Origin of the sequence: Spirillospora sp. NPDC048911 (assembly GCF_043198015.1) — a bacterium.
Classification (GTDB): Bacteria; Actinomycetota; Actinomycetes; order Streptosporangiales; family Streptosporangiaceae; genus Spirillospora.
The window spans coordinates 112,913-134,779 of sequence record NZ_JBICUD010000005.1; the positions used below are offsets into that span (position 1 = coordinate 112,913).

The window sequence follows — 21,867 nt, forward strand, 5'->3', positions numbered from 1 at the left end:
TGAGACTATCCGACCACTATCTGGACAACGCCGCGAGCTTGCGCACCGTCTGGATCAGCTGATTGGGGTCGAACGGCTTGGTCACATAGGCGTCCACACCGATCTCATGCCCCCGCCGCACATCATGCTCCTGCGCCCGCGCGGTGATCATGACGACCTTCACATGCTCGGTCTCCGGGTCCTCCCGCAGCCGCACCGCCGTCACCCACCCGTCCAGCCGCGGCATCATCACGTCCAAGGTGATCACATCGGGCCGGATGTCCCGCACCTTCTCGAGGCAGTCCTGCCCGTCGACCGCCGTCGTCACCTCGAACCCCTCAAGCTGCAGATTCACGGCGATGAGTTGCCGGATCACCTCGTCATCGTCGACAACCAGCACGCGTCCCAGTGGCTCGGTCACGGCGTCGAAGTTAGTCGACTCCACACAGCAACGCACAACGAACGCCCAGGTGCGCGCAAGCCCCCGAACCCTGATAGCCTTCATCTCGCGCCGAGCGAGCTCAGCGCGACGCCCCCTTAGCTCAGGGGATAGAGCAACGGCCTCCGGAGCCGTGTGCGCAGGTTCGAATCCTGCAGGGGGCACCCCTAAACGATCAGCCGGTTCCCGCGTTTGACCTGCGGAAACCGGCTGTCTGGGTTCATGGGCAATGTGACATCAGATGCCACCCTGGGACGCCGTATGCCACGGCGCGTGTTCCATTTGTGTTCCAGCCCTCAGCCGTCGAGGGCGTCGTCTATCAGCCCCTCCCATACGCGGTCTTGGCCTGCAATGACCTTGGCGTAGATCTTCAAGAGCACCTCGACACTGTGGCCGGCCCACTCGGCGACCTGCGTAGGCGGGACGCCGGCGTTGAGCCGGAGCGAGACGCCAGCATGCCGGAGGTCGTACGGGCGTCGGGCCAGACTCGACGCCTCCTCCGCGGGTGTCAGGGCCAGCGTTCGCGCCTTGTGCCATGTGCGCCCGTAGCCGGACGGGAGCAGCACTCCCCCGCGTTCCGTGCGAAACAGTCGGCCGTCCGGAGCGACGCCGTACCGGTTGATGTGGTCTCGCAGGATCCGGACCAGTTCCGGCGGGATCGGTACGGGCCGCGTGGCCTTGCGGTTCCGGCCTTTTAGCCCGCGGTCATCGTGGTACTCCCCCGAATCGGTCCATTCCGTTCCGACGGATGGTTTGGAACCAGCGAGCCTCAGTCGTCCCCATCCTGTCGCGGGGAGCTCGCAGTCAGTTTCCCGTAGCGAGACGACTTCACCGGGCCGCATCATCGCGTAATAGACGCAGGCGAAGAACGCCACCATTCGCGGGCCGCGCCGAGGGCCAGCGTAGCTGACCGCCGTCAGCAATTCCGTCATCTGGCGCGGCGCCGGGACGACGGCAGGATCTACCTCCTCCCACACTTCGTCATCTTCGGTCGGCTTCCAGTCGAGACCGTCGATGGGGTTTGCCGCCAGGCGTTTCCGCTGAACGGCGTATTTGAGCACGTTGTAGAGAACGCGACGGCGCCGGGTGTAGTAACTCGGCGCGGCGGGGGTGCCGTCGAGCTTTCGAGCGCACGCGCCGAGGGCCAGTGTGATGCCCTCGAACTCGGCGAGATCAGCCAAGGGCACGGAGACCTTACGCGCCCAATTCAGGGCGGCGGTCACCTCGGCGGGCCGGTTAGCCTCGCGCCGAGTCTTGTTGTACTCCCAGCGCCGGAGTGCGTTTCGCAGCGTCTCGGAGTCCGGCGCGCCCTTGTGGTTGGACGTCAGGGCTACGGTTACGGCGGTGAGCGTTTCAGCGATCGAGATTCGCTGTTTGGCAGACACCTTGTCCCATCGGTCGTCTACGTAGTCCCGTGCGTGCTGATACCAACTCACGGACAGGGCCGCGCGGATCATCGACTCGGGAAGACCGCTCTCGATGTCGAATGCCTCGCCTCGCCGGGCGGCTTGGATGAGTTCCGACTTGAAGCTGTCTGCGAGTTCCCGCACGGTGAACGGCTTGGTTTGGACCTTGCCGCCCACGAGCCAGCGCAGGACGTAGGGCCTTTTCCTGCCCTTCTTAACGGTGACGTTCCAGAATCGGACGTCGTAGCTCTTGTTCACGCGGCCCTCTCTTCAAGGCTGGAAAGCCAGTTCTCGAAGTCCACTCGGCGAATTCGGAGTTTGCGGTTGGGCAGGACGGTGCATGGTGGCGTCTTGCCGAGGACGCGCCATCGCTGCCACGTCCGGCGCGTGATGTCGAGTTCTTCGAGGATCTCGGGGACCGTGATCCACGTCTTTGACCTACTCGCCATGGCGGGATTTCACCTCTGCAAAGCGGGTGTGATCGGTCGGGGGGAGTTGGCCAGCGGCGTGCGTGGTGGCTTGGGCGCCGGCGTCGGTGTGGCGGTGGTGGGAGGGGTAGCCGTACCAGCCGTACCAGCCTCGTTTTTGCTGGTCATCCCTGGTACGGCTTGGTGGGTTGGTACGGCTTGAGCCGTACCAGGGCGGCTGTAGTGGTACGGCTTGAGCCGTACCAGGGGGTTAAGCCGTACCGGGTCTGACCTGGGTTGTTGAGGCTGGTACGGCTGGTACGGCTACCCCTGGGGTCAGGGGCAGCACGGTGGCCGCCGGCCGGTCTGTTTCGGGGGTGTCGTGGGTGGGGCAGTAGCGGGCCCAGGGGTCGAGGAAGTCGGTGCGGCGGTAGCCCTTGGCTTGGCCAGTCTGGAAGCGGATGGTGTCGGAGCGGATGTCGTATTCGCGCAGGATGGTGCCGAGTTTCATGGCGGTGAGCCCGTTGGGGCCGTAGTCGCCCCAGGGTGCTTCCGGGTCCGCTTTGAGTCGGTCGAGTAGCACGGCAGTGGGCAAGGCGGCGTCGGTGCCGAACGCGGTCCGGCAGTCGGTGAGCAGCCGCAGCCGGGTGGAAATCTGGCCGTTGTCGTCGGCGTCGGCGGTGAGGGCGAGGACGGCGGCGCGGGCGCGGTCGGGCCAGTGGCCGCCAGCGTGGTCGGCGACGACCACGAGGGGTTCCCAGGTGTCGGCGGCGCGATCTTCCACAGGCATGGGCGGTTCGGCTTTCTCCAGGGTTTTCAGGTCGGCGCGCAGCCATGCCGACAGGTCTGCTGCCAACTGGCGGAGGTTGGGGCGGTCGCGGCGGTGGCGGAAGGGTGCGACGGTTTCACCGGGGCCGCGGCGGCGCATGCGGATGATGACGGCGCGGTCTTCGATGGTGTCGGGCATGGCGCCGATGCCAGCGAGCGCGGCCATGGCGAACGTCGGGATGGACTCGACGCGGCCGGTATTGGCGTCGTAGCGCTTGGCGGGGCGGTTGCGTTGGTGTCCGGCGTTCAGCAGCCCGCGGAGATCCTCGTTGCCCTCGGCTTTGGGGCCAAAGATGGTGTCGGCTTCATCTACCAGCAGAGTGGGCGGGTCATCGGTGATTGACCGGTAGACCGCGGCCGGTGAGGAGTTGACCGTGATGAACGGCGCGTGGCACGTCGCCTCTGTCACGTCCAACAGGCGGGACTTGCCGCACCGCTTTTCCGGGGCGCGGATGACCAGGCGCGGGGCGTGTGGCCATGCGGGTTGGGCGTGGCTGGCTGCGATCCACAGTGTGACCGCGTCGGCGGCGTGCGGACTCGGCAGGATCACGTATCGGGTGAGCGCGTCGCGTAGTGCGTCCAAGAGCGCGGCGCCGTCAATGGGCGGCCGGTCGGCGGGGTTGGTCGTGGTCATGCGGCGTTCCCCCTGGTGATGGTGCGTGGGTTGCGGATGCCGGCGGTCAGGCCGGAGGTGATGGTGGTGGCGATTTCGGCGGGGGTGAGGCCACCGGCTCCCAGGTGGGTGGCGGCGGCGTCGGTGAGGTGGGCGGTGGCTTGTTCGGTGGTGAGCAGACCGGCGCCGATCAGGCGGCCGAGGTTGTAGGCGGCCTTGTTGAGCGCGTGGTTGCGTCCGCCGGGTTGAGCATCGGCGACGCGCTGCCTCTCCCCTTGGAGTGCCGTGCGGGCATAAGCCGACAGGTCACCGATGCCCTCAGCAGAGGAGGACGGGCACTCCAAGGGGGGAGATGGCGGCGGGGTGGCGGTGAGCAGTCCGGTCAGCCAGGGCGGGAGTGGGGCGGGGGCCGTGTCGTGGATGAGGCGGTAGGGGCGGCCGGTGTTGGTGCTGGGTGGGGCCAGGACGTAGCCGCCCCAGCCGCGGACATCGACTTTCCAGCCCAGTCCGGTGCCGCGGTCACCGGCGCGGTTGCCGATCCGGGAACCGGTGGGAGCGGTGTAGTACAGGTGCATGCCGCCGCGCGGCGTGGCCACGGCGAAGGTGTCGAAGTCGACGACCGCGCCAGCGCGTTCGGCCAGCACCGCAAGCACGTCGGCACCGTCACCAACGCCGGGCAGTGCCCACCGCTCGGAAGGTTCCTCGCCGGGTTCGGGCACATCCAGATCGATGACCACCAGCCCCGATGGGCCGCACGCTATCCCGACACCGTAGGGCGCGTGTCCCCATGCGGCGGTGATGCGGGCAGGGTCGGTAGTGGCGCGGTCCTCCCATTTGCGGTGCCCACTTGCACATGGGCCCGTTGCGGGGCATGCGGTTTGGCTGTGCAGCGCGGGCGGCTTCTTGGCGTCCGGCCGGACCGGGAACACCCGCCACCCTCGGCGGGCGTAGTCCAGCGCCGCGGTGGTCAAGCGCCGTGAGCGGTCGGCTGCGTTTCCGGTCGGCCGGTGCCCGACAGGCGAGATCGGGTTACGGTCGAGGTCATGACCGATGAGACCCGTATCGCGCTGAAGAACTACGACAATCTCGTCCGCTCCCGCGGGTTGGACGACGTTCAACTCGACTGGGACACCGACACCCTTGTCTACGGCGACGGTGGGGCCACCATCGACACCCTTCTCGATCCCGATTTCACCGGCGTCTCCTGACGTTCGGCTCGGACAGTCACAACCGGGCACCGAGCACATTCCCGTGGCGTCCCGCCAGATGGGGTCGTAGATGGCCCAGCCGCCGCGGCCGGCGCTGCGGGTGTGGGCGGCGTTTTGGTGCCCGCAGCGTCCACAGACCGCACCCAACTCCGTCAGATCGGCGGTGGGCCGGGATGAGGGCCGGTGTGGTGACTGCGAGGTCATGCGGCCCTCCCCTCGGTGGCCAGGACCGTGGCGAGCCCCTGCCCCACGAACCGGGTGTAGACCGGCGGGAGTGCCTCACGGAGCCCCTGGGCGTCGCTGCTCCAGTGGATGTCTTTGGCGGTCTGCATCTCTGGCACGGTGGCCTTGCCGCCGCCGTTGCCGTAGGCGGCCACGTACGGGCCGTCGTGGTAGACGCCGTGTCGCCATCCCCGCACCCGTCCGCGGTGCGGTGGGTGCGCGGGTTGGGTGATGGTGAAGCCGCCGCCGGTCTCGAAGTAGCGGTGCATGATCACGTCGAGTCCGAACATCTCGCCGCACAACCGCAGGTCTTTGCGCACCGTCGAGCCAGCCACGTTTTCGATCACGTAGGGGCGGCCGGTCGCTTCGAGCGCGGCGCGGGTGGGGGTGATCAGCCGCGGGTGGCGGCGGCCGGTCGCGCTGTTGCGGGCGGCGTTGCTGCCCTTGGTCGGCGCACTCTCCCCTTGGCAGGGCGGTGAGGTGTGGATGAAGTCGAATTCGTGCCCGTGGTCGCGGATGAACGCCACCGCGTCCGCACGGATGAAGTGGTCTCCGCAGTAGTCGGGCTGGGGGATGATATCGACGCCGGTGACGTGCGCTCCGAGTGTCTGGTAGCCGTGGGTGGCGCCACCGATGCAGCAGAACGCGTCAAGGATGCGCAGGCCGGCCAGCGGGCCAACCACGTCGCACGGCCGGGCGGTCATGCGGCGTCCTTGGGCAGCACGATGACGCCCTCGGGGGTGAGCACGAATTCGTGCCAGTGCTCGCAGTTCCACAGGTCGCCGAGGTAGTTGGGGGCAAAGGTGGCCCAGCAGGTGACGGAAGTGAGGCAGTACGGGCAGTCAGGGCCGTCGTTGATAGGCCAGTGGGTAACGGGGGTGGTGAAGTCGGTGCAGCAGGCCCGACAGGTCCACAGGTGGACCTTGTCGCCGGTGTCCAAGTCGTTGGCCGTGCCGATCCACACGACGTCGCCGGGGGCGTCGGTCTGGCAGCCGGGGCAGTCGGGGCCGGTGAGGATCGGCCATTGGTCGAGGGGCGGGAACTTCGGTGGGACGGGCGGCGGGTTGTGCGTCATGATGGGTGTACCTCTCGCTGGGGCCTCGTTGGGGTCCGTGATCGGTTGGAGGGGTGGCCCTCGGCGGCGTGCTTGGTGGCTTGTGCGCCGAGGGCCGCTTTGCGCCCGGTCTTGCGGACCGGGCCATGGTGGTGTTAGCGGTCGCGGTTGATGCCTTTGATGTGGGTCCAGATGCGGCGGCCTGCGCGGAGTTGGGCGCCCTTGCCGTTGCAGCGGTTGCAGTAGCGCCAGGCGCGGCCGGACGGGGAGCGGAACCGTCCCGCGCCGCCGCATTTACGGCATGGCCGATACGGCCAGATCACGCAGTGGATCAGGTAGCCGGCGGCGGCCAGCACCGCGAGGACGACCCATCCGCCAGTGCCGGCGCCGGTGTCGTTAGCGGCCAGGATGAGGGGGGTCACAGGTGCCTCCCAGGGCGTTTTTGGCATGAGTGCAGGTAGCGACCGCTAGATGCTTGATCGCTGGTAGGTGCGGGGATGGGGCGCTAGCGGGGCCGCTAGGTCTAGCGGGGTGGGCTGCTAGACCTAGCGGCGCCCGCAGCGGTCACGGCGCGGGGGCGCCGGTGGGGTTGAGGGCGTCGGTGATGTGGGTCGCGTGGATGCCGCGGCGGTTGGCGCCCTTGCCGGTTTCGTCCTGTCCCCAAACCTGGGTCGTGGTGATGCCGTGGGGCTTGAGTGCGTCGGCCAGTTGGGCGGGTGTCCAGCCGGCGTAGACGCCGGGCCGCAGTTCGGCGAGGCGGGTGACGATGGTTTCCGACCACACCTTGTCTTCGCCGGGGGCGATGACGGCGGCGACGTCGCCCAGTATTGAGACACCGTTGTCGGTGGTGGGGGTGGTGTCCTCGCCGGCGGCGTAGCCGGTCAGGGTGCCGACGGCGCGGCGGGCGCCGCGGGCGCGGTCGGCGATGCGGTCGGCGGTGGGCCCGTCGAGGTAGTAGCCGCGGGTGATCTGGGGTTCGTCGGACTCGCCGGCCAAGTAACCGATGCCGCGGTCTTGCTTGGTGAACGTGGTCGCCCGGATGCCGTTCTTGTACATCGAGGTGCCCAGGATCATGTCGTTTTCGAGCTGGCCCATGACGCGCAGGCAGAACCGGATGCCCACGTTCGCGCTGATCCCCGTGGGCAACGAGTCCTTGTCCGGCCGCTGCGTCGCCAACAGCAGGATCACGCCGAGGGCACGGCCGCGTTTGATGATGGCAGTGGCCAGTTCGCCGGCTTCCTTGCCGTACTCGGGGTGGGAGAACAGCTCTTGGCATTCGTCGATCACGAACACCAGCGGGTACAGGCCGAGGGAGGTCTTGGCGGCCAGTTGCGGGGTGACCTTGTTCTCCGGCCGCACGTCCTTGGGCAGCCGTGCGAGCGTCTTGGCGCGCTTCTCCAGGTCCTTGTAGACCTCGCGGAGCGACGCCAGGCACTCGCCGATGGTGGTGTCGTCGGGGCCAGAGCCGTAGTGGTGGGCGACCTTCTCGGCAAAGTCGAGGTCGCCGGTGCCCTTGAGTTCGAACACGCGTAGCTGCGCGGTGGGGTCGAGGGCGGCGGCCAGCAGCGGCACCTTGAGCGCGAACGTCTTACCCGCGCCGGGCATCGCTCCGATCAGCATGTTGGCGTACATCAGCGTGAGCGTGACCGGGCGTCCGCGCTGGTCGGTGCCGAACGGGATCGCCTTGAACACATCAGCGGTCGCGGCGGTCTTGGCCAGCGGCCACGTCGGCGGGCGGACTTGGTTCATGTCCTGGTCACCGACCCACAGCACCAGCCGGCCGGCGTGTTGGTGGTGGGCAGGTTCGGGCCACACGCACCCAAGCGGGCGGCGTAGTCCGGAGGCGAGGCGGTCGCGGCGTTCCATGATGTCGGTCGCGGTCACCCCGTACGGGAGATCGACCTCGGCGCGCCAGCCGGGACCATCGCGCGTGATCGGCGCGGGGAAGGTGATCCCCGTGCCGCCCTTGCCAACGGCCTTGTTGATCTCAGCGATCCCCAGCGCCGACAGGGCACGCACGACGATCTCTGAGGTGAGCTTGGGTGCCTTGGTCGACACCACCGCGGTGTCGAGGATGCGCTTGTCCTGCGGAGAACCGATCCAGCCCAGCAGGAACACCAGCGCGGCCAGGATTGCGGTTTGCGTGACGCCACCGGCCGCGGCCACCGATGCGGCGGCCAGCCCCGCGCCGACCATGCCGGCGCCGGTGACAAACAGCCGGGCGCGAACGCGGTCATTGCGTTCGCTCATCAGCTTCAGATACGCCTCGTCGTTGCGGCGGTCGATGGCGTGCGTCCGCAGCGGACGCGACTCCAGATCAAACGTCCACCGCGCGGCGCCGGCGGCCACTCGGTACAGCCCGCGGGGCGACCGCAGCGCAAGGCGGAGCGAGTACAGCGGAATGCGGGCGGCGTGGTAGCCGGTGACGTGACCGGCGTACCCGACCGCCCACCGCACCGTGGCACGCGCCTCGTTCCGGTCGCGCAGCCACGGGGCGATGATCGGACGGCGCTGGTCACGCTCGCCGGCCATGCGGCGGGCGCGCACATCCGGGCGGAAGGTGTCGGGACCGTCCACCAACACGCGGCCCTCAAGCGCGTCACCGTCGCCCCCGCCGCTCTCGTCCTCGTTGCGGTCGTCTTCAGACGGGACGGGCAGCGGCGCCGGCGGGCGCGGCGGGGTGCCGTCGCCGGCATTGCCGGGCGCGGGCGGGGTGCCGAGGTCCGGTGTCGGGTTGGTGGCGTGGTCGGGGTGCTCGACGGGCAGGTGGACGACGTCGCCCATGGCTTTGGTGTGGCTCATGATGCGTGCTCTCCCTCGGCGGTGGACGGCGCCGCGGCGATGCCCTCGGCGGCCGGGTCAGCGTGGGGCGGGGTGGCGGTGGGGTCGGTGGGTGCTTCGGTCTTGAGCCGGGCCAGCAGGGCGCCGACGCGGGCGTTACCGGCGGTCTGGCCAGCGGCGCGCAGCCGCGCGGCCAGGGTGTTGCGGGTCAGGGGTTCGCCAGCGTTGTCGAGGTCGGCGGCGATGCTCCATCCCAGCGGCATGAGGTCGTCCACGTCCGGCGGCGGCGCGGTCTTGGCGGTCTTGCGGGTGCGGGACGAGCGGGCGGACCGTCCACCGGTGCGGGTCTTGGTGCCGGGTGCGGCAGTCCGGTTGCGCGTCGCGGACGGCGTGTTGGACGGTCCGGCGGTCGGTGGGGTGGACGGTCCGGTGTCCAGCGCCGGACGGTCCACCGGCGCGATGCTCGGACGGTCCGGCGCCGGTCCGCCGGTCGGCGGGGTGGACGGATCGACGGTGAGTGGGGCGGGGGTGAGTTCGCCGAGTCGGTACAGGGCGCGGACGCGGCGCGGAGCCTTGCGGCGCCATGCCCACCGGCCGTAGGTGTCTTGCAGATCGGTCAGGGCCAGGACGCGGTCACGCTCGCGGGCGAGCGCGTCGGGGTAGGAGCGGGTCTCCCACAGCACCATGCGGCGCCACAGCTTCAGCGTGGGCCAGGGTGCCAGCACCCACCGCGATGCGCGGATGCCGTCCATGCGGGTGCCGGCAACGATGCCGGCGCGGATGCGGATGACGTGGGAGCCGACTTCCACCGCGATGACCCACAGGCACGGCAGAACCGCATGCGCGGTGACGCCAAAGGCGGTGGTCTCCTCCGCCACGTTCAGATAGACGGTGGCGGCGGTCAGCGTCCATGGGATCAGCCGCAGCCACCGCACCCGCATGTCGAGGCGAGCAAGCACGATGTCCAGGGCGGCGAAGATGGCAATGCCGAGGTCGATGCCGAGCGGGACGGTCCAGGCGAACAGTCCGAACGAGGGACGCGCGGCCTCTGCAACAGCGGCGAAGCTGTTGGCGAAACCCACAAATCCCAGCACCGCAACCAAGAGGACGGTGGCTTGGACGGCAACGCGCTCGCCTGCGCTCAGCGCGCGGGCTTGGGGACGGGGTTCGGTGTGGTGGCCGAACGAGGGCGGCGGCGTGGCGGTGGACGTCGCCGGGGTGTCGTTGAGGTTCGTGATCGGTCGGAGCGGCGTGGCGGTGGTCTCGGCGGCGTGCTTGGTGGCTTGTGCGCCGAGGGCTGCCGGGACGTGGAACGGCGTGGCGGTCATGAGATTGGCCTCCCTTCGGGGGCGTTGTGCGACGGGTTGGCGCCGGTGTGGGTGCCGTCGTCGGCGTGGCCGGTCGCGCGGTGGGGCCGGTATTCGGTGTCGAGGTCGGCGGCCATGACCGGTGTCCCGCACGGGTAGCAGCGGAAGCGGACCGGGCCGCCGTCCAGCGGCGTGTGGCAGGACGGGCAGTGCTTGACCGGGCCCGCGCGCAGCGGCCGACCGGACGGAGCCGTGTACGCGGCCGAGATGGTCGAGGCGGCGGGGTTCATGCCGCGGTCACCTCCGTCTCGGCGAGGTCGGCGCAGTCGATGCAGGTGCCGAGGTGGCGGGGCAGGACATAGCCGGCGTCGCGTCCGCATACCGGGCAGCGGCGGCGGGCGGCCAGAGCCTTGCCCAGCGCGGCGCGCTGACGGTCGGTCGGGGGGCGCTTGGGAAGGGCAAAACGCACGTCGTAGAGGTAGGCGGCGCGGACTCCACCGGGCGCGCGGTATCGGCGTGAGCGCCACAGCACTTGACCGGCGATGTCCTGACCACCGGGCCGCAAGCCCTCGGCGGCCAACTGGCGGCGGGTGCGCAGGTGCGGTGGCGCCATCCGCCATGGCCAGGTAGGGATGCCGTAGCGGGCGCCGGTCGGGTCAAAGAACCTCGCGGAGGTACGGCGCCGTGCCATCACGCGTCTCCGTTCGTGCGGCGCGGCCGGCGGGCGTGGGAGGTGGTGTCGTTGGGGTGGTCGGTGGGGGTGGTCACGCGGCCGGTGCGGGAGGTGGCGTTGACGGTCAGTCCCTCGGCCAGCGCCGTGCCGGTCGCGGTGACGGTGACGTCGCCCGACACCGACCGGGCAGTGATGATGCCGCCCTCGGTGGCACGCACCCGCACATCCCCCGACACGCTCGACACCTCGGCGCGGCCGGCGAAATCGCCTACCGTGATGTCGCCGGAGGTGGCGTTGGCAGTGACGTCGTCGGCGCGGCCCAGGTGGACATCACCCGACACCGACCGCACGATGGCGGCGCCATCCACGATGGCGGCGGTGATGTCACCGGAGGTGGTATCGGCGCGCAGCGTGCCGACACCCCCGACCGACAGGTCACCCGAGGTCGAGGTGAAACCGACCACGGCGAACTCCCCCGAACACTCCAGGTGCGCCGACCGAGTGACGGCGGCCACGATCGAGCCCTCGGGAACATGCGCGGTGATCTCGACACGGCCCACGGTCACGCCGCGGCCGGTGATCTCGACGCCGTTGACGGTGACGCGGCCGAAGCTGACGATGCCGTCGCCGGTGATCTCGACGCCGTTGACAGTGACACCAGCGGCGATGTCGCCGAACGACTGAAGGACGGTCGCGCCACCGGTGCCGATGATGGTCTGACTCCCGCCGATCACCGTTACGCCGCCGGCGGGCGCGTCAACCTTGACGGTGAGTTCGCCGGTCGACTCGTCGTAGCGCAGCCCGGCATCGCGGACGGCGTCGTGAACGGCGCGGTCGTCGCCATGGGCGGTGACGGTGACCTCGGCGACCGTGCGGTCAGGGTCGGTGATCACCTTGATGTCGCCAGCGGTCAGATCGACCGACAGGGCCACCGGGCCGCGGCGCGTCGCGGTCAGGGTTCGGCTCGTGGGGGCGGTCATCACTTGCCCCACTTGGAGATCTTGCGGCCCTGGTCTTCCAGGCTTTCGGCGGCGCGGTGGTCGCCCTTGGCGCGGTACTTCTGCGCCTCGCTGAAGCACTCGGCGGCGGCGATGCGGGCGTTTTCCTTCTTGTCGCAGTCGCGAAGGTTGTTGCTGCGTCCCATGACGGTGGTTCCTTCCGGTGTTCCGGTGGGTGGGGTGGTGAGCTGGTCTTTCACGGGATGAGGTGGGCCAGGACGACTACCGAGAAGCAGCCGAGCAACAGCCACCACGTGGCGAAGCGGACCCATTCGCGGCCGGTCATGACGCCCCCAGGCAGGCCAGGAGCGCGGCCAGGAATAGCCATCCGATGTGCCAGGACTGGTCAAGGGCGTAGGCGCCGGTGCCGAGCGTGGGGTTGTCGTCGCGGTCGGGCCGCGGCGCCCCGAGCCGGGCGAAGTCGCCCTTTCCGGGGACCACGGTGCGGCCGAGCCAGTCGGCCAGCGCCACGAGCGTGGTACGGCGGTCCGCCCAGTAGTGCGACACTGCATCCACCGCCAGCGCCGCGGCTACCGCGAGCGGATTGACCGGCAGGTCAACCACGAGCGCAGCCAGCATGAGCGCGGCGGCCTTGACGACGGTCAGCACGGCCACGTGCTTGCCGCACATCAACCGGCCAGACCAACCGGCCGCGCCCTTGCCGCACGCCTGAGCGTGCGTCTGTGCCCAGTGGTCGCCCACCTCGTGAGCGGCGTACAGAGCAGCGAAGACAGCGGCGAACACGCCAGGGTCAGCACCCAACATCGTGCGCCCCCGCGTTCTCCTCAAGCCTGTCCACCAGGGCCAACAGGCGCCGTTCGACGTCTTCGAGGGTCAGTTGCCGGTCAGCGGTCCACTTGTCGGCCGACTCGTCAAAGCACGCGGCGATACGGTCGGTGATCTCGGTGAGTTTGGCGGTGATCTGCTGGGTGGTCATCGCCATGTCAGGCCACCTCCCCCAGCTCAACCGTCGGCAAGGTGACCTCGGAGGACAGGGCGGCCAGCTCGTGCGGCCGGTAGCCGGCCCAGATGCCGTGCGCCGGCCGAACCTTGAGTGCGTAGGTCAGGCACGCGGCGCGGACCGGGCAGGACCGGCAGACCTCAATCGCGACGTCCTCACGAGCGGCCCTCTCGAACCGGGGCTCGTACTCGAACGCGTCGGGGCCGGTGTGCAAGTAGGGGTCGTGACAGTCGCCATCGGCCAACTGCTGGATCAGGTCCACCAACGGCAGGGCGGACAGGTCGGCGTTCATCACACCTCCGGTGATCGGTCGGCAGGTGCGGCCCTCGGCGGCGTGCTTGGTGGCTTGTGCGCCGAGGGCCGGCGTCTGCGGGTGGCGGGCGGTCATCACTGGTCAGCCCAGCGATCCGGCAAACACGGTGATCGCGTGAATCACCTGGTTGACCAGCGCGGCGGCCTTCTCCGGGTTGTTGATCGCGAAGATGGCGAGCGCGATGCCGGCGAGCCACTGGGGGATGTTGCTGGACTTCTGGGGGAACATCGTGAACCTCTCCACATCTGCCTTAAGGCAGATGCTCTGCATGCGACAGTAGGTCGACGTCTTGGAGCTGTCAAGGGCCTGACTTAAGTCAGTTGGGTACGCTTGAGGCGTGGTGAATCACGACGCGGGACGCCTTGCCAGTCGGGAGCTCGCAGCCCGTCTGCGGGCTGACATCGAAGAGGGCGACGACTACCCGCCTGGGACAAAGCTCCCCTCGTACCGGCGCCTTGCCGAGACGCACGGGGTGGCGCCGAACACGGCTCAGGCAGCCGTCCGCCTCCTGGAGGCGGTTGGCCTCGTGACCATCAAGCCCAAGAGCGGTGTCTACATCAGCGACCCCTCGAAGGTCGTCGAGCAAGGTGACGATCTCCGGGCTGAGTTGACGGATCTGCATCATCGACTGCATCAGGCGCGAAAGGAGCTCGCGACCGCAGAGCGAGATGTCGCGGCCCTGCTTCAGCGCCTCCCGAAGGCGAGCCCGGACCAGTGAGGTTGCCGCCGCGCCAGCAGAATGCGGTCGATGTGCGGGCCGCGTACGATCAGCGATTTGGAGTGCCATGCATCACACGATGGGGCACTCAAGACGCCAACTGAAGATGTTCCGTACCGACACGATGACTGTCGGTAAACGCGGTTAGGTGAGACTGATGGCCCGTCCTGAGCGCCGCTTGACCCCCGAGAAGTCGGCGCTACACCGGTTCGGCTATGAGCTTCGAGAGTGGCGCAAGAGTCGGCGGCTCTCCCAAGCCAAGCTTGCCGTGAAAGTGCACGTCAGCGACGACACGATCCAGAAGGTCGAGACCGCCGACCGCAAGCCCGCCCGCGACCTTGTCGAGCGCCTTGACCGCTGCCTCGACGCGGCCGGCGCCCTGATCCGCCAGTACGAACTGGTCGAGCGTGACGGGAAAGATACCGACAGTACCGACAGACACTCCGGCGATACCGACAAACCACTTGTCGGTATCCAGACCCCCGAATCGGGGCTGATCACTCCTCCCAGCGACGAAATGATGGTCATGTGGATGACCGCGCTGAACGGGGAGCAGTTGCCTGTGATGATCAATCGGCGAGCGTTCGTAACCGGTATGGCCGCCGTCCCTGCCGTTGGATGGCTCAGCGGGCAGGTGGGCGCATCACGACTGGCCACCCCCCTGGCCGGTGGCGACATGGCTGACGTCCTCCGGAGCATGGCGGAGCTGCGCACAGCGCTCGCCACTCAGGACAACATCCTTGGGCCACGCACCGTTGTCCCCACCGCTCTCCACCAATTGACTCTCCTCAATGAGCTAAGCGACGGCGCAGCCGGGCGCGCTCGTGAGGCAGTCATGAATCTCCAAGCCGCATATGCCGAGTTCATCGGTTGGCTTGCAGACGACTTGGGAGACCGGAAAGCCGGGCTCTACTGGATTGACCGCGCTCTCGAATGGGCGCACGAGGGCGGCGACGAACTCGTCATCGGCTACACCCTGGCAAGAAAAGCACAGAGGGCGACCGAAGAGGGCAACCCCTCGGCAACCATAGGACTCGCCAGAGCCTCCCAGCGCAGCGGAAACCTTCCCCCACGAGTCCGCGCAGCAGCGGCTTTGTTTGAAGCCCAAGGACACGCCGCCAGCAGCGAGCGCAACAATGAAGCGTTTTACGCATCAATCGACCGGGCTCGCGAAGCTCTCGCATCCGTTAAAGGTCCACCGGCCCACGGCGAGTGGGCGCCATGGTGCGACGCAGGGTACGTGGCCATGCATGAAGCTGACGGCTGGATGCGGTTGGGGCAACCCGCGAAGGCCGTCGATATCTACAGGGATGCTCTGGCGGACTGGCCCACAGATATGCGTCGCGATCAGGGTGTCTATTACAGTCGCTTCGCCCGCGCCTTGGCTGCGGCAGGGCAAGCAGAGCAGGCAGCTTCCGCCGGAAGCACTGCCCTTGAAATCGCCAGCCGAACGGGTTCGGCGAGGATCGTAGCCCAACTCAAGCCTCTCCCCGCTGTGCTGTCTGGGCACTGCGATTCGGGCACCGTGCGCACGTTCGCAGCCAATCTCAATGAACATCTGAACAACAACAGAACGGAACTGAAATGACCCGCCCGTACGTTCTGCTCAGCGCCGCTATCAGCGTCGATGGCTTTCTTGACGATGCAACCGATGAGCGCTTGCTGTTGTCGAACGCGGAAGACTTCGACCGGGTGGACCAGGTCCGCGCCGAGAGCGACGCAATCATGATTGGCGCGGGTACGATTCGCGCAGATAATCCGCGTCTGCTCGTCAACTCCCCCGAACGGCGGGCTGCAAGAGAGGCGCAAGGGCTCCCCACCTTCCCACTGAAGGTGACCATCACGAACACGGGCGACCTTGATTCGGAAGCGAAGTTCTGGCATCACGGCGGAGAGAAAATCGTCTACTGCCCGGCATCGGTCACAGACAAGGTGAAGCACACTCTCGGCGACCTAGCGACCGTTGCCGCAGCCGGTGATTCCACGGTCGATCTCGGCGTGCTACTAGATGACCTAGGCAGCCGCGGCGTCCGTCAGCTCATGGTCGAAGGCGGTAGCTCAGTGCACACTCAATTCCTGACTGCCGGGCTCGCAGATGAGATTCACCTTGCCGTGGCACCGTTCTTCGTGGGCGACTCCCGCGCGCCACGACTGGTCGGCGACGGCGACTTCGTCAACAACGCCAGCCGTCGCATGGCTGTGGCCGAAAGTCGGATGATCGGCGATGTGGTCCTCATTCGCTACCTCCCCAAGGCTTAATCGGACGCAACTCGTGGCCACTTCCGATCTTCGGAAGTGGCCTCTTTGCGCTCTGCGTAGCGTCGCCAGCATCAAGGTTACGAGGCTCCGCCCGCAGGTCATGCAGTGTCCAGCTTGATTCGAGCGGGTTCATCGGTCCAAGTCATTCTTGATCAGGCATGATAGTCAAATGGCCAGAGATGACTTCACGAAGCAGGTCAAGGACCAGATCGAACGCCGGGCCGGTCATCGGTGTTCGATGCCGAACTGTCGCCGCGCAACGTCAAGCCCGAATCCCACAGCGCCATCACAATCAATTAGGACGGGAGTAGCCGCTCACATTACTGCTGCAAGTCCACAAGGTCCGCGCTTCGATGCCAGTTTGACGCCGCAAGAACGAGCAAGCACAGAGAATGGCGTTTGGATGTGCCAACTATGTGCACGCGTAATCGACATCTCGCCAAACGTTTTTACCATCGAAGTTCTGAGGGCGATCAAGTCAGACGCAGAAAGGCGAGCAGTCCGAGCGTCTACAGCAGAAGACGTCTGCTCAAAGCTGATAGTTGATCTCCAAGAGTTTCGCGATGACCTCATAACTTTCATCACACAGCGAGCGATAGACGAGCCAAACTATGGGTTCAGCAGATCCACCAACGAGGAAGAGAGGCAGCGACATTGGGACATGAAAACTCGGGCAACGATTGACTTTAGCAAAGAGACTCAATCTCTCTACGAATCCCTTCTAGAGCCTAGAATTATAGAGCTGCTACCCCGGACCGGAGCTATCCTTGGAGAGGCTGACAAGGATTATCAAGATCTGGCCGAAGCCGCCGAATTTTCTTCAGTAAACTCATTGGCGCAAAAGGATCTTGCCCGCCGCGTCGGTAATTGCATCGGCATACTGGAAATGCGCTAGCAACAAAGAGGTCAGCCCTGTTGTTCTGGACCGACCCCCTTGCGCGTCCGAGAGCTACGCGCCCGAACCGGATCCAGGAGTAGCGCTGTCGCTACCCGCTCCACCTTGCCTGGTACGGCTCAAGTCGTACCACTCCACCAAGCCGTACCGCCTCTGACCAGTACGAACGAGGCTGGTACGGCTGGTACGACTACCCCTCCCGTCACGCCACTCCCACGCTGGCAGCCGATCAACTCCTCCCGACCGATCACACCCGCTTCCCCCTCCCTCAGACGGCCGGAGAGCCCCGTTCTGGGAACATCGCGATACCTAGGGCCAGCGCGGGACCGATCTCGCTAGAACGGCGCTCACGCTCGCGGCGTGTTCCACCTGCGTCCAAAGGAGGGGCACCAGAGGGCATCTGCCCAGGTGAAAGCCGTGTTCGGTACTGGCCTCCGGAGCCGTGTGCGCAGGTTCGAATCCTGCAGGGGGCACCCTCACTTGATCAGCAAGAACAAGGTTATGACCTGCACAGACATAGCAGGAACGGGCGGGGTCTCAGTCCAACTGAGTCCCGCCCGTTCTCACTGTCTATGGCTGATCACGAGAGACCTGCGAGAGAGCTTCTCGCGCCCCTTAGCCGTCTTCTAGGCCGCGTTCGATGCGCTTGTTGATGTTGCCCTCCTGACCGTCGAGGCAGCCCGCGTAGCGCCTGGAGATGACCTCTGGGGAGTTGCCTGCCCGCTTGGCAGCGTCCGCGAGCGAGACGCCGGCGTTGAGCCACGTCGTGATGGCGGCGTGGCGCAGGTCGTACGGTCGTCCAGCTAGCGGCGATTCCACCTGTGCGGGCTTGAACGCGAATTGGCGAGCTTCTTCCCATGCGCGGGAGTAGGTCGTCGAGCCAAGGATGCCGCCGCGCTCGTTACGGAACAGACGACCGTCGTCCGCCGTGCCGAACTCCTTGACATGGGCCTTGAGCGTCGCCACCAATTGCGGCGGGATGGGGACCACACGAGCGGCTTTCCTGGGGCGCTGTTTGAGTCCACGCCGGTCGTGTCGTTCGCCGTCGTCGGTCCACTTCTTTGTGGTGACCGGAAGCGTCTTGACCAGGGTGAGACGTCCCCAGCCTTCTTCCGGTAGCTCGCAGTCGATTTCTCGCAGCGCGACCGCTTCCGCGGGTCTCAGTCCGCCGTAATACAAGGTGGCGAAGAACGCCACGAGTCGGCGACCCCGGGCACGATGCCACGAGCCGACGTAGGAAAGCGCGGCCAGCAATTCGCGGGCTTGGGTGTGGGTGACGACGACTCGCGGATCGATCTCGTCTTGCGTGGCTACACGAGTCCGCTTCATTCCCTTGACCGGATTCTCGGTGAGCTCCCCCAGCTCGATGGCGTAGACCATGGCAGTATTCAGCCCGCGGCGCCGGCGCTTGTACGTATCGTCAGCCACCGGTCTGCCGTCGAGAGTCAGAGTCAAGCGGCGACCAACGCGCCGCGCGGTCTCCGGGTCTGCGATGTCCTTGAGGGACTTGGAATGCTGTTGCAGCCAGCGCAGGGCGACCGCGAACTCCCCAGGCGCCTCACTTTCTGAGTTGGCGGGGAGCACAGCCCACAGAAACGCCCTTCGGAGGTCTCGGAGAGGCGGACGGCCCGGACCTTCGGCCACCATGGCGAGGGTCGCGGTGGCGAGGCTGTCGGTGATGGAATCGCGGGTCTTTGCGGCGGCGCCCTCCCATCGGATTCCGACGTACGCCTTGCAGAATTCGAGCCACGTGCGCGCCTCCCCGACTTTGAGCATGGACACCGGCAAGCCGGTGGCGACGTCGAATTCCTCTCCCCTGTTCATGGCCTGAATCAGGTCCGATCGGAATCCATCGGCAAGTGGGAAGGTGGCAAACGTCGCGGTGCAAACGTCACCAGCCACGACCCATCGCACCATGTGCGGCTTGGTCTTGCTGTTGGCCTTTCCGATTTTCCAGGGGCGACGAACGTTGCGAGTCTCGCCCTTGCTGCCCGGCGTTCCACGTCGTCCGGGCCGACCCTTTTCGCCGCTCAACTGGCAACCTCCTCGCGGCTCGTGAGCCAGCGCTCCAATTCGGAACGACGGATGCGAACGTCGCCGTTCGGGTATTTGATGCCACGCGGCGCCTTGCCTTGCTGGCGCCAGCGGAAGAACGTCGAGCGCGCTACGCCCTTCAGTTCCTCCAGAACTTCATCGATCGTGAGCAATTCATCGGCGATGAGCCTTCCATTGGCCACGGGTCACCTCTTCGGGGTTTCGTGATCGGTTGTGAGGGCACCGGCGGCGTGCTTGGTGGCTTGTGGCGCCGGTTGGGTCGTGCGCTCGGGGGGAGGGGTAGCCGTCCCAGCCGTCCCAGCCTCGTTTTTGCAGGTCACCCCTGGGACGGCTTGAGGGGGTGGGACGGCTCAAGCCGTCCCAGGGACGTCTTGCGGTATGTCTTGGGGCGTGTGGTGGGACGGCTTGAGCCGTCCCACCGGTGTGAGCCGTCCCAGGGGTGACCTGGGGTTATGAGGCTGGGACGGCTGGGACGGCTTACCCTCCCTCGCTGGTCAGGGGCAGGGGTGTGACGGTGGCGGGGGTGAGCTTGTCGGGGGTGTCGTCGGGGGTGCAGTAGCGGCCCCACGCGTCGAGGAAGTCGGCGCGTAGGTAGCCCTTGGCCTGGCCGCCGGGGAAGCGGACGTTGCCGGATCGGATGTCGTATTCGCGCAGCAGCGCGCCGAGCCGCATCGCGGTCAGCCCGGTGTGGCCGTAGCTCGCCCAGGGCGCTTCGGGGTCGGCCTTGAGCCGCTCTAGCAAGGTGGCGGTGGGCAGGGCGTTGTCGTGGCCGAACGCGGCCCGGCAATCGCCCAGTAGCCGGAGCCGGGGCGACATTTGGTCGGGGTCGCCGCCCTCGGTGGTCAGTGCGGTGACGGCGTGGCGGGCGCGTTCGGGCCAGGGACCGCCGGTGTGGTCGGCGACGATGACCAGGGGTTCCCAGGTGTCGGCGGCGCGGTCCTCGACCGGCATCACCGGTTCGGCGGTCTCCAGGGCGGGAAGATCGGCGCGGAGCCAGCGCGTCACCTCGCGCGCGAGGCGCCGTAGCGGTTCACGGTCGCGTTTGTGGCGGAACGGGGCGACGGTTTCGCCGGGGCCGCGGCGGCGCATACGGATGATGACGGCGCGGTCCTCGATGGTGTCGGGCATGGCGCCGATACCAGCCAAGGCGGCCATGGCGAAGGTGGGGATGGATTCCACGCGGCCGGTGTTGGCGTCGTAGCGCTTGGCGGGCCGGTTGCGCTGGTGGCCGGCGTTCAGCAGTCCGCGCAGATCCTCGTTTCCTTCGGCTTTGGGGCCAAAGATGGTGTCGGCCTCGTCCACGAGCATGGTGGGCGGGTCTTGGGTGATCGACCGGTACACCGCGGCGCTACTGCTGTTGACGGTGATGAACGGCTCGTGGCACGTCGCTTCGATCACGTCCAACAGCCGGGACTTGCCGCACCGCTTTTCCGGGGCGCGGATGACCAGGCGGGGGGCGTGCGCCCAAGCGGGTTGGGCATGAGTGGCGGCGATCCACAGCGCAACGGCGTCGGCGGCGGCCGGCGACGGCAGAACGACGTACCGGGTGAGCGCAGCCACCAGCGCGTCAAGCAACGCGACGCCGGTGCGGCCGGTCTCGGGTTCGGGGTTCATGCGGCGTTCCCCTCGGTGATGGTGCGCGGCTTGCGGGCGCCGGCGGCCAGCGCGGAGCGGATGGTGGCGCGGGCGTCGGCGGGGGTGAAGGCGTTCGGGCCGGTGCTGAAGTGGACGGTGGCGGCGTCGTACAGGACCGATCCGGCGAGGTCGGGGTCAAGGGCGCCGGTGGCGGCGAGGCGTCCGAGGTTGTAGGCGGCTTTGTTGAGGGCGTGATTGCGGCCGCCGGTCATCGCGGCGGTGACCCGCTCGGTCTCTCCCTTGAGTGCCGCTTGGACGTAGGCGGGCAGGTCCGCTACCTCCCCTGCCTCGTTCTTGGCACCCAAGACGGGAGTGGGGGCGGTAGTTGGGGTGAGGAGCCGGGCCAACCATGCCGGGAGTGGAGCGGGCGGCACGTTGTTGACGACGCGGTAGGGGCCGGTGCCGTCTGGCAGGTCCACATGCGAGCCGGGGGCGACGACGTAGCCGCCGGTGGCGCGGGTGTCGATCAGCCATCCCAGACCGGTGCGGTTCCGCCCTGCGGTGTTGCGCAGCTCGACACCGGGCGGGGCGGTGAAGTACAGGTGCATGCCGCCGCGGCGGGTGGTCACGGCGAAGGTCTCGGCCGGGAACCTTTCGCCGTGCCGTTCGCACAGCACGGCGAGCACATCGGCGCCCTCGTTGACTCCCGGCATGGCCCACTGGCGGGGTGGGGTCTCGTCCGGCTTGGGGGTGTCGAGGTCGATCACCACGAGGCCGGACGGGCCGCACGCGATGGCGACGTTGAACGCCGGGCCGCGTCCCCAGAACGCGCGGATCCGGTTGGGGTCGGTGGTGGCGTGGGTCTCCCAGTCGGTGAACCGCGCCAGGGGCCGCTTGTCGCGGGGGCGGAGCGGAAACACGTGCCATCCTCGCGCCGCGCACGCCAGCGCCGCGGCGGCGGGGCCGGGGGTGATCGGGGCCGGGTTGGTCATGCTGCGCCCCTTTGCGGTGTGGTGTGGTCGGCGGTGAGTTGGGTGAGCAGGGTGGCCAGGGCGGCGGCGCCTTGCCGGGGGACGACGCCGTTGCCCAGGGCTTTGAGCTGTTGGTTGCGGGTGAGGCCGGGGACGGCGGTGACGTGGCCGACGGGCAGGCCCATGAGCCATTCCACGAACGCGG

The 21,867-nt window shown here is 67.7% G+C and carries 28 protein-coding genes and 1 tRNA gene; 6 read left to right on the top strand and 23 right to left on the bottom strand.

Annotated elements, in window-relative coordinates:
* Positions 1 to 16 precede the first annotated feature (16 nt).
* Positions 17 to 379, bottom strand: coding sequence for a response regulator transcription factor (locus ACGFNU_RS23320; RefSeq protein ID WP_392597733.1), 363 nt, complete (start codon positions 377 to 379; stop codon positions 17 to 19).
* 131 nt (positions 380 to 510) lie between these two features.
* Here ACGFNU_RS23320 and ACGFNU_RS23325 point away from each other — a divergent pair.
* Positions 511 to 582, top strand: a tRNA-Arg gene (locus tag ACGFNU_RS23325).
* 132 nt (positions 583 to 714) lie between these two features.
* Here the strand turns inward: ACGFNU_RS23325 and ACGFNU_RS23330 are convergent.
* From ACGFNU_RS23330 to ACGFNU_RS23345, 4 genes are all read right to left on the bottom strand, one after another.
* Positions 715 to 2,082 carry a tyrosine-type recombinase/integrase gene (locus ACGFNU_RS23330; protein ID WP_392596730.1) on the bottom strand — a complete coding sequence of 456 codons (1,368 nt, stop codon included), beginning with the start codon at positions 2,080 to 2,082 and terminating at the stop codon, positions 715 to 717.
* Positions 2,079 to 2,273, bottom strand: coding sequence for a helix-turn-helix transcriptional regulator (locus ACGFNU_RS23335; protein ID WP_392596732.1), 195 nt, complete (start codon positions 2,271 to 2,273; stop codon positions 2,079 to 2,081). Before ACGFNU_RS23335 ends, ACGFNU_RS23330 begins: the two co-directional genes overlap by 4 nt.
* A 229-nt stretch (positions 2,274 to 2,502) precedes the next feature.
* Positions 2,503 to 3,693 carry a DUF3631 domain-containing protein gene (locus ACGFNU_RS23340; protein WP_392596734.1) on the bottom strand — a complete coding sequence of 397 codons (1,191 nt, stop codon included), beginning with the start codon at positions 3,691 to 3,693 and terminating at the stop codon, positions 2,503 to 2,505.
* Entirely contained in the window at positions 3,690 to 4,790 is a 1,101-nt protein-coding gene (locus ACGFNU_RS23345; RefSeq protein ID WP_392596736.1) for a bifunctional DNA primase/polymerase, read from the bottom strand. The genes ACGFNU_RS23340 and ACGFNU_RS23345 overlap by 4 nt, the downstream gene beginning before the upstream one ends.
* Here ACGFNU_RS23345 and ACGFNU_RS23350 point away from each other — a divergent pair.
* Positions 4,716 to 4,880, top strand: coding sequence for a hypothetical protein (locus tag ACGFNU_RS23350; protein WP_392597777.1), 165 nt, complete (start codon positions 4,716 to 4,718; stop codon positions 4,878 to 4,880). The genes ACGFNU_RS23345 and ACGFNU_RS23350 overlap by 75 nt on opposite strands.
* A gap of 200 nt (positions 4,881 to 5,080) precedes the next feature.
* Here ACGFNU_RS23350 and ACGFNU_RS23355 read toward each other — a convergent pair whose 3' ends face one another.
* The 13 genes from ACGFNU_RS23355 to ACGFNU_RS23415 all read right to left on the bottom strand — a co-directional run bounded on the left by ACGFNU_RS23355 (position 5,081) and on the right by ACGFNU_RS23415 (position 13,417).
* Positions 5,081 to 5,806, bottom strand: coding sequence for a hypothetical protein (locus ACGFNU_RS23355; RefSeq protein ID WP_392596737.1), 726 nt, complete (start codon positions 5,804 to 5,806; stop codon positions 5,081 to 5,083).
* Positions 5,803 to 6,177 carry a hypothetical protein gene (locus ACGFNU_RS23360; protein WP_392596738.1) on the bottom strand — a complete coding sequence of 125 codons (375 nt, stop codon included), beginning with the start codon at positions 6,175 to 6,177 and terminating at the stop codon, positions 5,803 to 5,805. The genes ACGFNU_RS23355 and ACGFNU_RS23360 overlap by 4 nt, the downstream gene beginning before the upstream one ends.
* A gap of 134 nt (positions 6,178 to 6,311) precedes the next feature.
* Complete coding sequence (locus ACGFNU_RS23365; RefSeq protein WP_392596740.1) at positions 6,312 to 6,578, bottom strand: hypothetical protein; 267 nt, start codon at positions 6,576 to 6,578, stop codon at positions 6,312 to 6,314.
* A 142-nt stretch (positions 6,579 to 6,720) separates the two neighbouring features.
* Positions 6,721 to 8,958, bottom strand: coding sequence for a cell division protein FtsK (locus tag ACGFNU_RS23370; protein ID WP_392596742.1), 2,238 nt, complete (start codon positions 8,956 to 8,958; stop codon positions 6,721 to 6,723).
* Positions 8,955 to 10,265, bottom strand: a complete 1,311-nt coding sequence (locus ACGFNU_RS23375; RefSeq protein ID WP_392596744.1) for a DUF2637 domain-containing protein — start codon at positions 10,263 to 10,265, stop codon at positions 8,955 to 8,957. The genes ACGFNU_RS23370 and ACGFNU_RS23375 overlap by 4 nt, the downstream gene beginning before the upstream one ends.
* Positions 10,262 to 10,534 (bottom strand): hypothetical protein, encoded by a 273-nt coding sequence (locus tag ACGFNU_RS23380; protein ID WP_392596745.1) that lies wholly within the window; start codon positions 10,532 to 10,534, stop codon positions 10,262 to 10,264. Before ACGFNU_RS23380 ends, ACGFNU_RS23375 begins: the two co-directional genes overlap by 4 nt.
* Complete coding sequence (locus tag ACGFNU_RS23385) at positions 10,531 to 10,935, bottom strand: RRQRL motif-containing zinc-binding protein (protein ID WP_392596747.1); 405 nt, start codon at positions 10,933 to 10,935, stop codon at positions 10,531 to 10,533. Before ACGFNU_RS23385 ends, ACGFNU_RS23380 begins: the two co-directional genes overlap by 4 nt.
* A complete protein-coding gene (locus ACGFNU_RS23390) occupies positions 10,935 to 11,897 on the bottom strand; it encodes a DUF4097 family beta strand repeat-containing protein (protein ID WP_392596749.1) in 963 nt (320 codons plus the stop codon). The genes ACGFNU_RS23385 and ACGFNU_RS23390 overlap by 1 nt, the downstream gene beginning before the upstream one ends.
* Positions 11,897 to 12,061, bottom strand: a complete 165-nt coding sequence (locus ACGFNU_RS23395; RefSeq protein WP_392596751.1) for a hypothetical protein — start codon at positions 12,059 to 12,061, stop codon at positions 11,897 to 11,899. Before ACGFNU_RS23395 ends, ACGFNU_RS23390 begins: the two co-directional genes overlap by 1 nt.
* 136 nt (positions 12,062 to 12,197) lie before the next feature.
* Positions 12,198 to 12,659: a transcriptional regulator gene (locus ACGFNU_RS23400; protein ID WP_392596752.1), complete on the bottom strand. Its 462-nt coding sequence runs from the start codon at positions 12,657 to 12,659 to the stop codon at positions 12,198 to 12,200.
* 7 nt (positions 12,660 to 12,666) lie between these two features.
* Positions 12,667 to 12,858: a hypothetical protein gene (locus tag ACGFNU_RS23405; RefSeq protein ID WP_392596753.1), complete on the bottom strand. Its 192-nt coding sequence runs from the start codon at positions 12,856 to 12,858 to the stop codon at positions 12,667 to 12,669.
* Position 12,859: 1 nt separating this feature from the next.
* Complete coding sequence (locus tag ACGFNU_RS23410) at positions 12,860 to 13,264, bottom strand: WhiB family transcriptional regulator (RefSeq protein WP_392596755.1); 405 nt, start codon at positions 13,262 to 13,264, stop codon at positions 12,860 to 12,862.
* Between the two features lie 6 nt (positions 13,265 to 13,270).
* Entirely contained in the window at positions 13,271 to 13,417 is a 147-nt protein-coding gene (locus tag ACGFNU_RS23415; protein ID WP_392596757.1) for a hypothetical protein, read from the bottom strand.
* Positions 13,418 to 13,526: 109 nt separating this feature from the next.
* Between ACGFNU_RS23415 and ACGFNU_RS23420 the strand changes: the two genes are divergently transcribed.
* From ACGFNU_RS23420 to ACGFNU_RS23435, 4 genes are all read left to right on the top strand, one after another.
* A complete protein-coding gene (locus ACGFNU_RS23420; RefSeq protein ID WP_392596758.1) occupies positions 13,527 to 13,907 on the top strand; it encodes a winged helix-turn-helix domain-containing protein in 381 nt (126 codons plus the stop codon).
* Positions 13,908 to 14,064: 157 nt separating this feature from the next.
* The gene (locus ACGFNU_RS23425) at positions 14,065 to 15,495 is read left to right on the top strand and encodes a helix-turn-helix domain-containing protein (protein WP_392596760.1); all 1,431 of its coding nucleotides are present in this window, start codon (positions 14,065 to 14,067) and stop codon (positions 15,493 to 15,495) included.
* Positions 15,492 to 16,166 (top strand): RibD family protein, encoded by a 675-nt coding sequence (locus ACGFNU_RS23430; protein ID WP_392596762.1) that lies wholly within the window; start codon positions 15,492 to 15,494, stop codon positions 16,164 to 16,166. Before ACGFNU_RS23425 ends, ACGFNU_RS23430 begins: the two co-directional genes overlap by 4 nt.
* Before the next feature lie 169 nt (positions 16,167 to 16,335).
* Positions 16,336 to 17,061, top strand: coding sequence for a hypothetical protein (locus ACGFNU_RS23435; RefSeq protein WP_392596764.1), 726 nt, complete (start codon positions 16,336 to 16,338; stop codon positions 17,059 to 17,061).
* Between the two features lie 615 nt (positions 17,062 to 17,676).
* Here ACGFNU_RS23435 and ACGFNU_RS23440 read toward each other — a convergent pair.
* From ACGFNU_RS23440 to ACGFNU_RS23460, 5 genes are all read right to left on the bottom strand, one after another.
* Positions 17,677 to 19,095: a tyrosine-type recombinase/integrase gene (locus ACGFNU_RS23440; protein ID WP_392596766.1), complete on the bottom strand. Its 1,419-nt coding sequence runs from the start codon at positions 19,093 to 19,095 to the stop codon at positions 17,677 to 17,679.
* Positions 19,092 to 19,298, bottom strand: coding sequence for a helix-turn-helix transcriptional regulator (locus ACGFNU_RS23445; RefSeq protein ID WP_392596768.1), 207 nt, complete (start codon positions 19,296 to 19,298; stop codon positions 19,092 to 19,094). The genes ACGFNU_RS23440 and ACGFNU_RS23445 overlap by 4 nt, the downstream gene beginning before the upstream one ends.
* A 295-nt stretch (positions 19,299 to 19,593) precedes the next feature.
* The gene (locus tag ACGFNU_RS23450; protein WP_392596770.1) at positions 19,594 to 20,730 is read right to left on the bottom strand and encodes a DUF3631 domain-containing protein; all 1,137 of its coding nucleotides are present in this window, start codon (positions 20,728 to 20,730) and stop codon (positions 19,594 to 19,596) included.
* Positions 20,727 to 21,683: a bifunctional DNA primase/polymerase gene (locus ACGFNU_RS23455; protein ID WP_392596772.1), complete on the bottom strand. Its 957-nt coding sequence runs from the start codon at positions 21,681 to 21,683 to the stop codon at positions 20,727 to 20,729. Before ACGFNU_RS23455 ends, ACGFNU_RS23450 begins: the two co-directional genes overlap by 4 nt.
* Positions 21,680 to 21,859, bottom strand: a complete 180-nt coding sequence (locus ACGFNU_RS23460; protein ID WP_392597779.1) for a hypothetical protein — start codon at positions 21,857 to 21,859, stop codon at positions 21,680 to 21,682. Before ACGFNU_RS23460 ends, ACGFNU_RS23455 begins: the two co-directional genes overlap by 4 nt.
* Positions 21,860 to 21,867: the final 8 nt, after the last annotated feature.